We start from the raw sequence: 3,694 nt of genomic DNA, 5'->3' as shown, positions 1-3,694 counted from the left end.
GTTAGTGGGGGAGGGGGGGGGGGGGGGGAGGCCCCCCCCCCCGCCCCCCCCTCCCCCCCCCCCCCCCGCCGCGCGGCGGCGGGCGGGCGGCCCCGGTTGGGGGCCGGACCGTCAAGTCCGGCCCCCAACCGGGTTACCGGGTTACGCGGCCTGGGCGAACTTGGCCGCTGCCCTGAGCGCGGGCAGTGCCAGCGCTTCCAGCTCGTATGCCTGGTCGGCGTTGGCGAGCGTCTGCGCGGTGGACGTCACGGCCTGCATGACGCCTCCGGCCGTGAGCTGCCCGCCACGGATGAAGTGCCCCAGGATGGTCTCCCGGCGCTCCTTCGAGATGTTCAGAGCCTTGGTGACGTCCTCGACGGTCTGGGCGGGGTTGGTGACCGGGCGTCCCGCGTCCGCCTCGATCTGCCGGAGCTTGGTTTCCAGGTAGTCGGTCGACAGGAAGTGCTCGACGGCGTCCCGCGTCTTGTTCATGACGACGGAGAGCACAGCTCGCTGTGTGGCGGCTGACGGATCGACGATTCCGTCATCCTGCTTCCCGCCGATGTGCACGGTGCGCATGAGGTCCTCGGTCATCGTCAGACCGTTGGTGCAGACTTCGACGGTGGCGCACGGGGTGACGTTGAACGCGCCCCCGCCGGTCTCGCTGTTCGTGATGATGAATCCGGCGGACATCATGGGCAGCTCGTCACCTGTCTGGCCGGTGAACGGGGAGCGGTACCCACTCAGGAGCGCGCGGGCAGCGATCCTGACCTGCTCGGACTCCACGCGGACATACATCCGCCGGTCGGTGAGGTCACATCGCGTGATCTCGGCCCTGTGGCCGGACTCCTTGATGCCGTCGAGCGCTGCCAGCAGGATGTCAAGGTTATCGATCACCTTGTAGCTGGGCGACACGAGAGCGCGGGCCACGCCGATGCCCTGCGCTGCTCCGGGGGTGCTGTCGGCGCGCAGTGCTCGCAGCAGAAACCGGCGGGCGGGGTCCTGGGTGAGCCATCCGTTCACGTTGGCGTCGTACAGCTCGGGCTTCTCCGCGCGCATCCGGCGGAGGTAGGACACGGGGATGCGAAGCTTCTCCGCGATCCCCTCGTCACCGACGCCGGTCGGCCGGTAGACACCATCGACGGTCACGACCGCGTCATCCCGGAGCATGGGTTGAACTCCCTGAACGATCAGGTTTCCGGCCTCCGCACGCAGTGCCGATGCGGCGGTGACTACGTCCAGCTTGCGGTCCTGCTGGCTCTGAAGGATGGTCGCAAGATCATCCAGACTGGCGTTACGAGCGGTGTCCTGGGTGACGGCTGCGGCGCGTTCGATGAGCTGCTGTGTCATGTTCTCCCCTTCGTTGATCATTTGGCCTGCCGGGGGGAGTCACCCCTTCCCGACAACATTCATACTAGTAGAAGATGGGAGGGGGGCAACCCCCCTCCCACCTGCGCACTTACTACCCGAACACTCGTACCGTGGTGAAGCTGCGCGCCCGGACGCGACTGACACGCACCCTGTACCCGCCGTCCCCAGTCCGCTCGCTCAACTCGTAGCGGTACTCCTCACCATCGCCCGGCGCCACGGTGGCCGTAATCCCGGTCACCCACAAGAGACCGTGACGACCGATCATGCTGCCGTGATACCTGACGGCCTGACGCAGCACGGGCGGCGCGTCGGCGCCCGGCAACGCGTCCTCAAGCCAGTGGAAAGCCTCGTACACGTCGGCACGCGGGAGACTCACGGACGTGAGCGCGGGGCCGGTGTGCCCGTTGCGAACACCCGTGACCCAACCGATGGCGAAGAACTTGTGTGCAGCCTCCCGGACACGTGACCGGACACCCCTGCCCGGCAGCAGTCCCGCGAACTCCGCGTCAAGCTGCTCCGTCTCCGCAGTCGTAGCGGGCTCCGATACCGGCGTCTGACCGTTTCCAAGCTGCGTGAGTTCCATTACATTTCCCTTTCTTGAGATCCGATTGGGAGGAGTGGGGGGGCCTGCAATGAGAGGCCCCCCGGTTTGGGATTAACCGAAGTATCCGCGTGCTTTCAGGAACTCCTCGGCGTGGAACGCTTTAGCCTTGGGCGATCGCTTGGCGGGGTAGGACACAAGCTGCTTTTCCATGCGGCCATTGACGGGCTCGATGAATTCCAGCACCAGCCGAAAACCGGCTTCAGGGTCGGCCGGTACCTCGATGATGACCGGTCCGCTACGGGTTTCCAGACGGATTCCCGTGTACGACGCGTCCACGTTGTGAATGATCTTCGCGTCGGCTCGCTGGGCGGCCAACGTCAGGAAACCCGCGATACTGCGCGCTTCGATAGCGCGAGGGGTGTTGGGGGCGTCGACGCCTCCGCGTACCCTGCGAACACGGTTTTCTTTGATCATGATTTCCACGCGTAACTCTTTCTGGTTGATCATTTGGCCTGCCGGGGGGAGTCACCCCTTCCCGACAACATCCATACTAGTAGTAGATCGCCTGTTGGCAACACCCCCCGACGCGCACCGGTTGCGGCCCTTGCGTAGGCCGTTGCTTAGGGCCTTGCTTAGGGCCTTGCTTAGGCTCTTGCTTAGGGCCTTGCGGGCGCATGGAACGCTCGCGCGCATCCACGCAGGCCAACCAGGCCAAAAGCCGCGACCGAGAGTCTGACATCCCCCTGCGCTTCCCCTGCTCCCGTGCCCGATGAAAAAAGAGATAGGGCGGGCGGTGGTCGGGCGGGCGCGCGGCGGGTGATTTGGGGTGGTGGTGGTGTGGCGCGTCGGCGGGGGCCTCCGCGTGTGGTGTGGTGTTGGTTGTTGTGCTCGGGGGTTGTTGGTTCGTTTTGTGGTGTGGTTTCTTTCGGTGTTCGTGTTTTTCTGTGCCGATTGTGTTTCGCTTTCTTTTTCTCGGTTGATTTCCGCGTTGTTCTTTCGCGTTGTTTTTCTCTTTCTTTTTGTGTCTGTCAGGGAATTGGCGGGTGGTGTTTCTCGCTTATGCTTGGTGTCTGACGCATTGTCAGGTTTGGGGTGTGGTGGTGTGGGTGTTTGGTGGTGGCGGGGTGTGTGGTGTGTTGTTTGGTGCGGGGTGGGGGCCTGTCTTTGTGTGTCTGTCTGGTGTCTGTGTCGGCACGGGGGGTTTTGTGGTGGGGGGTGGTGGTGGACGGCTGTGTATGGGTGTGTGCGGTCGGGTGTGGGCGGGGCCGGCCTTTCGGTTCGGGTGTGTGGCCGGCCTGCCCGGCAGGGCAGGACTGTGAGCCCTGTCCGGTGTCCGTGTACGGCTGTACGGGGTGCGTCCGGTACTCCTGGAACCTCTCGGCCCCGTCAGGGGCTCTCCGGTCCTTCTGTCGGTCCGTCACCCCTCCCGCCAGGGAGGGGTGGTGGCGTCCTAGCCGGATCTCTAGCCACCACCCGGTTTTCAAACACCCCCCGGTGGGGGTGCCCCGGCAGGGGCACCCGGTCACCCCGCCCACCGTCACACCCCCGCACCGAATCCGGCCCCTCACCGTGTCGGGCAACGCCCGGCACACCCCCAACTTTTTCCACCAATTCCCGCAACGCGGGAATTGTATAACCCACCCCAATTCCCTTCCCAAGAATTCCGTAAGGAATTCAAACACCCCCACCATAAACCCCGAAAGGGGTTTATACCCTCAACCACACACGAATTCGCCGAAAGGCGAATGGGCGGGGGTGAATTGCCGTAAGGCAATTCTTTTAAGGCGCGCAGCGCCTCCG

The 3,694-nt window shown here is 64.6% G+C and carries 3 protein-coding genes; all 3 read right to left on the bottom strand.

What is annotated here, in order from left to right; all coding sequences use genetic code 11:
* Positions 1-141: 141 nt before the first annotated feature.
* The 3 genes from ACZ61E_RS19780 to ACZ61E_RS19770 all read right to left on the bottom strand — a co-directional run bounded on the left by ACZ61E_RS19780 (position 142) and on the right by ACZ61E_RS19770 (position 2,368).
* Positions 142-1,329, bottom strand: coding sequence for a DUF932 domain-containing protein (locus tag ACZ61E_RS19780; RefSeq protein WP_469701023.1), 1,188 nt, complete (start codon positions 1,327-1,329; stop codon positions 142-144).
* Between the two features lie 112 nt (positions 1,330-1,441).
* Positions 1,442-1,933, bottom strand: coding sequence for a hypothetical protein (locus tag ACZ61E_RS19775; RefSeq protein ID WP_469701021.1), 492 nt, complete (start codon positions 1,931-1,933; stop codon positions 1,442-1,444).
* A 72-nt stretch (positions 1,934-2,005) separates the two neighbouring features.
* Positions 2,006-2,368, bottom strand: coding sequence for a hypothetical protein (locus ACZ61E_RS19770; protein ID WP_469701258.1), 363 nt, complete (start codon positions 2,366-2,368; stop codon positions 2,006-2,008).
* Between the last annotated feature and the right edge of the window lie 1,326 nt (positions 2,369-3,694).

It is taken from the genome of Streptomyces sp. NPDC104581 (genome assembly GCF_055583685.1).
This window is presented reverse-complemented; position numbering and strand designations above follow the sequence as displayed.